This is a genomic window from Streptomyces sp. NPDC002156 (assembly GCF_053593675.1).
In genome coordinates this window covers 1-5,654 of sequence record NZ_JBSFDA010000305.1, presented here as the reverse complement: position 1 = coordinate 5,654, position 5,654 = coordinate 1, and the positions used below count along the sequence as shown (strand labels likewise).

5 protein-coding genes and 1 pseudogene are annotated in these 5,654 nt (G+C 70.3%); 3 read left to right on the top strand and 3 right to left on the bottom strand.

The window, feature by feature from the left end; genetic code table 11:
- Nucleotides 1–99 precede the first annotated feature (99 nt).
- On the bottom strand, nt 100–1,122 hold the full coding sequence (locus tag ACWCRB_RS48675; protein ID WP_451002197.1) for a LacI family DNA-binding transcriptional regulator: 1,023 nt from the start codon (nt 1,120–1,122) through the stop codon (nt 100–102).
- Nucleotides 1,123–1,267: 145 nt separating this feature from the next.
- Between ACWCRB_RS48675 and ACWCRB_RS48670 the strand changes: the two genes are divergently transcribed.
- The 3 genes from ACWCRB_RS48670 to ACWCRB_RS48660 all read left to right on the top strand — a co-directional run bounded on the left by ACWCRB_RS48670 (nt 1,268) and on the right by ACWCRB_RS48660 (nt 4,305).
- Nucleotides 1,268–2,446 (top strand): phytanoyl-CoA dioxygenase family protein, encoded by a 1,179-nt coding sequence (locus ACWCRB_RS48670; RefSeq protein WP_451002198.1) that lies wholly within the window; start codon nt 1,268–1,270, stop codon nt 2,444–2,446.
- A 13-nt stretch (nt 2,447–2,459) separates the two neighbouring features.
- The gene (locus ACWCRB_RS48665; protein WP_451002196.1) at nt 2,460–3,236 is read left to right on the top strand and encodes an SDR family oxidoreductase; all 777 of its coding nucleotides are present in this window, start codon (nt 2,460–2,462) and stop codon (nt 3,234–3,236) included.
- A gap of 64 nt (nt 3,237–3,300) precedes the next feature.
- Entirely contained in the window at nt 3,301–4,305 is a 1,005-nt protein-coding gene (locus ACWCRB_RS48660; RefSeq protein WP_369037897.1) for a Gfo/Idh/MocA family protein, read from the top strand.
- A gap of 180 nt (nt 4,306–4,485) precedes the next feature.
- Here ACWCRB_RS48660 and ACWCRB_RS48655 read toward each other — a convergent pair whose 3' ends face one another.
- Both ACWCRB_RS48655 and ACWCRB_RS48650 read right to left on the bottom strand, forming a co-directional pair.
- Nucleotides 4,486–5,388, bottom strand: a complete 903-nt coding sequence (locus ACWCRB_RS48655) for a sugar phosphate isomerase/epimerase family protein (RefSeq protein ID WP_451002195.1) — start codon at nt 5,386–5,388, stop codon at nt 4,486–4,488.
- Nucleotides 5,385–5,654, bottom strand: a pseudogene (locus ACWCRB_RS48650) (sugar ABC transporter ATP-binding protein); the annotation flags it as partial. The gene ACWCRB_RS48655 and the pseudogene ACWCRB_RS48650, both read right to left, overlap by 4 nt.

The window sequence follows — 5,654 nt, the reverse complement described above, 5'->3', positions numbered from 1 at the left end:
GGCGTTTGAGGACAAGGCCCGTTCAGGGCCGTAGCGGGGGTCTGGGGGCGCAGCCCCCAGGGATGGGAATGGGTAGGGGCGGCGGGGGCGAGACGCAGTTCACCGTGGTGGCATGTTGTACGGCGTGACCACCTGGATTGCTGACGGCTGGGTTGGGGCGGCCGGAGGTAGGGCGCCGTGGGCTCGCATTACTGTGCGGCATGCCTCGTGCATGTCCTGGCGGAGGTCGTGGTGGAGGACCGCGGACAGGCGGTGTTCGCGCAGGAGATGGGTGTTGTCGTGGTCGAGGTCGTGGGCGACGAAGACCGCGCACTCGCGGCCCAGGTCCTCGAAGGCCCGTAGCGTCGCGATGTTGCCGCCGCCGATCGAGTAGACCGCCCGGATGCCGGGATCGCGCTCGAGGGCGTCCCGGACGAGGTCGTACTGGGTGGCGTCCAGACCCTGGCCCTCGGTGATCTCGACGAGGGCGCGCTCGGGGTGCCGGGCCCGCATCGCGCCCCGGAAACCCATCTCCCGCTCCTCCTCGTTGCGGAAGAAGCCGCTGCTGAGGCTGGTGAGGACGTTGCCGGGGCGCTCGCCGAGCCACTGGCCCATGAGGTAGGCGGCGGTGGCGCCCGCGGCCCGGTTGTCGATGCCGACGTACGCGAGGCGGGCGCTGGAGGGCAGGTCGGTCACCAGGGTGACGACCGGGATTCCTGCGGCCACCAGGCGGCCGACGGCGGCCGTGATCTCGGGGACGTCCGGTGCCTTGACGATGACGCCCTGGGAGCCACGCCGGGCGATGCGGTCGAGGGCCGCCGTCAGTTCCGCGACCGGGCCGGTCTCGCGGAAGTGGAAGCGGGAGCGTACGACGGCCGGGTGAAGGGCGGGCAGTTCGGCCTCCAGGGCGGCCCGGACCGCGGTGGTGAACCGCTCGGGCGCCTGCATCACGATGTCGATCATGAACGTACGCCCGACCAGCCGGACCTGGGTGCGCTGCCGGTCCAGGTCCGCGATGGCCTGCCGTACCTCCCGCTGAGTGCTCTCGCGGACGCCGCCCCGGCCGTTCAGGACGCGGTCGACGGTGGCCTCGCTGAGGCCCGCCTGCCGTGCGATCTCCCGGATCGGATAGGGGTGGCCCATGGGGACGTTCCTCGGCTTCGTCTTGAAGGGTTTTTGATGGCCGTCTGCCGGTTGTTTGACGAGTTTGTCATGACAACAATGACAGCATCCAGATGACAACCGTCAGCCGCCGTTGACGATCTCGATGATCGAGAGAAGGACGACGATGTCCCTCACCGCCGCACAACGCCGCGCGTGGCTGTCCGAGCAGGACTGCGATCTCGACGCCTTCCGCGCCGAGGTCGAGCGGACGACCGACGCGGCCGACTACCCGTACGCGACCGCCGTCGAGCAGAACGTCCTCGTCTACGACAGTGAGCGGCTGCGGGCCGCCGTCACCACGCCCGGCGGGCGCCGGGAGGTACTGGCGGAGCTGGTCCGGGCGCTCACCGACGGTCCCGGCATCGTGGTTCTGCAGCGGGCCTTCGCCGATCCGTCGGTCGTGGACCGGGCGACGGCCGCCTTCGAGGCGCTCATCGCCGAGCAGCGGGCGGCCGGGACCGTCGCGGGCGACCACTTCGCCAAGCCGGGTGCCAACGACCGGGTGTGGAACGCCCTGGAGAAGACGGCCCTGCGCGCGCCGGAGGCGTTCGCCGACTACTACGCCAACGACATGGTCGCCCTGGTCTCGACGGCCTGGCTCGGCCCTGGCTACCAGGTCACCTCGCAGATCAACGTGGTCAACCCGGGTGGCGCCGCGCAGAGCCCGCACCGCGACTACCACCTCGGCTTCCTGTCCAACGAGGCGGCAGCGGCGTTCCCGGCGCACGTCCACCGGCTCTCCCCCGTGCTGACGCTGCAGGGCGCGGTCGCCCACTGCGACATGCCCGTCGAGTCCGGGCCGACGCTGTACCTGCCGTACTCGCAGTCGTACGAGCCCGGTTATCTGGCCTGGCGGCTCCCGGAGTTCGTCGAGTACTTCGACGCCCATCATGTGCAGCTGCCGCTGGCGAAGGGCGACGCGGTGTTCTTCAACCCGGCGCTCTTCCACGCGGCCGGCACCAACCGGTCCGCGGACATCCGCCGGATGGCGAACCTCCTCCAGGTGTCCTCCGCGTTCGGGCGGGCCATGGAGACCGTGGACCGGGAGGCGACCGTCAACGCGGTCTACCCGGTGCTGCTCGCCCGCAGGGCCGAGGGCGTGGACGCCGCCTGGCTGGACGCGGTCGTCGCGGCCTCGGCCGAGGGCTACCCCTTCCCCACCAACCTCGACCGGGATCCGCCGGTCGACGGACTGGCCCCGCCTTCGCAGGCGGACCTCGTGCGGCAGGCACTGCATGAGGAGTGGACTCCCGAGGCGCTCCGCGAGGCACTGCGGGCCGGCGCCGAACGACGTGAGAGCTGAGGAACCGAACGGTATGGGACTTCTCCAGGACAAGGTCGTCCTCGTCAACGGCGGCAGTCAGGGCGTCGGCGCGGCCATCGCCCGGGCCGTCGTCCGCGAGGGCGCCGTCGTCGCGGTGTCCGGGCGGCGCCCGGAGCCGGGCGAGGCGCTGGTCGCGGAGCTGACGGCGGCGGGCGGCAAGGCCATGTTCGTACGGGCCGACCTCGCGGACGCCGAGCAGGCGAAGGCGTCCGTGGCCGAGGTGATCGCCGCGCACGGCCGGATCGACTGCCTGGTCAACTCGGCCGGTCTGACCTCGCGCGGCACGCTGCTCGACACCACGCCCGAGTTGTTCGACGCGCACATCGCGATCAACCTCAAGGCACCGTTCTTCGCCATGCAGGCGGCGGTGGCGGACATGGTGGCGCGCAAGGCGCCCGGTACGGTCGTCAACATCATCACGTCCTCCGCGCACGGCGGACAGCCCTTCCTGGCCCCGTACGTCGCCGCGAAGGCCGGCCTGATCGGCCTGACCCGCAACGCGGCGCACGCGCACCGCTGGGACCGGGTCCGGATCAACGGCCTGAACATCGGCTGGACGGCTACCGAGGGCGAGGACGCCACCCAGCGGGCCTTCCACGGGGCGGGCGACGACTGGCTCGACCAGGCCGCCGAACGCCTGCCCATGGGCAAGCTCGGCCAGCCGGACGAGATCGCCGACTTCGTCGTCCTCCTGCTGTCCGACCGGTCGGGCGTGGTCACCGGTTCGGTGATCGACTGGGACCAGAACGTCCTCGGCGGCCTGGACTGACCCTCTTCCTCTCCTCCCCAGGCAAGACACCCGCACCCCCATTCACCAAGGAGCAGCACAGCCCATGCGCATCGGAATCCTCGGCCTCGGCCGCATCGGCGCCTTCCACGCCGAGACCCTCTCCGGTCTCGACGCCGTCGACTCCCTCGTCGTCAGCGACCCGTTCGCGGAGGCCGCCAAGGCCGCCGCGGAGCGCTTCGGCGCCCAGGTGGCGGACTCCCCCGAGGCCCTCCTGGCCGCCGGTGTCGACGGTGTCGTCGTCGCCGCCGCGACGGACGCCCATCCGTCCCTGATCCTCGCCGCCGTCGAGGCGGGCATCCCGGTGTTCTGCGAGAAGCCGGTGGCCCGCTCGATGGCCGAGGGCGTCGCGGTGCTCAACGCCGTCAAGGACAGCGGCGTCGAGATCCAGATCGGCTACCAGCGCCGCTTCGACGCGGGCTTCACCGCCGCCCGCAACGCCGTACAGAGCGGCGAGCTGGGCCTCCTCCACTCCATCCGGTCGACCACGCTGGACCCGGCGCCGCCGCCGGCCGCGTACATCGCCGCTTCGGGTGGCATCTTCCGGGACTGTTCGGTGCACGACTTCGACATCCTGCGCTGGGTGACGGGCCGCGAGGTGACCGAGGTGTACGCGGTCGGCGGCAACCGGGGCGCCGACTACATCAAGGAGGCGGGCGACGCCGACACCACCGGCGCGATCCTCACCCTGGACGACGGCACGATCGCCGTGGTCTCCAACTCCCGCCACAACGCCCGGGGTTACGACGTCCGCATGGACCTGCACGGCTTCAAGGACAGCATCTCGGTGGGCCTGGAGGACAAGCTCCCGCTGCGCTCCGTGGAGCCGGGTGTCACCTTCCCGGCGGGCGTCCCGCACGACTTCTTCATGGACCGCTTCATCCCGGCCTACCGCGCCGAACTGACAGCGTTCACAGAGGTCGTCGCAGGCACGCGTACGTCCCCCTGCACGGTCGCCGAGGCCCTGGAAGCGGGCTGGATCGCGGACGCGTGCACCCTGTCCCTCCAGGAGCACCGCCCGGTACGCATCGAGGAAGTACGCACAGTCTGAGCAGCCCCGATTGAGCGAACGGCCCGCGCTGTCAGCAGGACAGCGCGGGCCGTTCGACGTGTTCCACGGAGATCGGTGCCATTTGAAGAGGCGGCGCGGGGGCATACCTAGGGGCGCGGGGAACTGCGCGACAAGCCCCCACCGGCCCCGCACCCGCCATCCAACCGCACAACCCCGAACCTACGCCCCGCAGGACCGAAGGAACTGCCGCGTACGCACAGCGATGGGCAACGGCCTGTCCGGCTCACACGGATACATGTCCTGCTCGACAATCGCGAACAGTTCCACCCCAAGCCCCTGCGCAGCAGTCAACACAGGCCCCAACTCCGGCACCCCAGAAGGCGGTTCACACATGACCCCCCGCTGCACGGCCGGCCCGAACGGCACCCCGTTCTCGACCACGTCGGCCAGGATCGCCGGATCCACCTGCTTGAGGTGCAGATACCCGATCCGCTCACCGTACGTCTCGATCAGCTTGACGCTGTCCCCACCGCAGTAGGCGTAATGCCCAGTGTCCAGGCACAGATTGACCACGTCGGAGTCCGTCGCGTCGAGGAACTGCTCGACGTGCGCCTCGGTGTCGATGTGGGTGTCCGCGTGCGGATGGACGACGATGTCGAGCCCGTACCGCTCCTTCACCTCTCGCCCGAGTCGTTCCATGCCCCGGGCGAGGTGACCCCATTGCTCGGCGGTGAGTTCCGCCGGCTCCAGGATCTCGGCGGTCTTGTCGTCCCGCCAGAACGACGGGATGACGACCAGGTGCTTCGCGTCCATCGCCTGGGTGAGCGCGGCGACCTGGCTGACGTGCTCCCAGGTCGACTCCCACACGGACGGACCCCGGTGCAGGCCGGTGAAGACGGTACCGGCCGACACCTTCAGGTCACGCTTGACGATCTCGTCCGTCAGCCGGGCCGGGTCGGTCGGCAGATAGCCGTACGGGCCCAGTTCGATCCAGCGGTAGCCGGCCTCGGAGACCTCGTCCAGGAACCGTTCCCACGGCACCTGGACCGGGTCCTCGGGAAACCAGACACCCCAGGAGTCCGGCGCCGAGCCGACCCGGATGCGGTCGAGCGAAGTCGTCATGACTTCGTCCCTTCCGAGGAGGCGGTGCCCGACGTCTGGAGATCCTCCACTTCGGGGAGTTCTTCGACGTCGACGCCGCGCACCTGGGCCAACTCGTGCTTGAGGGCCGCGAGTTCGGCGCCGCCGGCCATGTGGTTGGTGAGTTCTTCGAGGCTGACCTCGCTGCGGGCCGCGCTCAACTCCATGGTTCCCAGGCGCAGGACGCTGAAGTGGTCGCCGACCATGTAGGCGTGGTGCGGGTTGTGGGTGATGAAGATGACCCCGAG

Excerpts from the sequence above, each read along its gene's own strand:
- ACWCRB_RS48665 (WP_451002196.1), top strand. The coding sequence starts at position 2,460 with ATGGGACTTCTCCAGGACAAGGTCGTCCTCGTCAACGGCGGCAGTCAG.
- ACWCRB_RS48660 (WP_369037897.1), top strand. The coding sequence starts at position 3,301 with ATGCGCATCGGAATCCTCGGCCTCGGCCGCATCGGCGCCTTCCACGCC.
- ACWCRB_RS48655 (WP_451002195.1), bottom strand. The coding sequence starts at position 5,388 with ATGACGACTTCGCTCGACCGCATCCGGGTCGGCTCGGCGCCGGACTCC.
- ACWCRB_RS48670 (WP_451002198.1), top strand. The coding sequence starts at position 1,268 with ATGTCCCTCACCGCCGCACAACGCCGCGCGTGGCTGTCCGAGCAGGAC.
- ACWCRB_RS48675 (WP_451002197.1), bottom strand. The coding sequence starts at position 1,122 with ATGGGCCACCCCTATCCGATCCGGGAGATCGCACGGCAGGCGGGCCTC.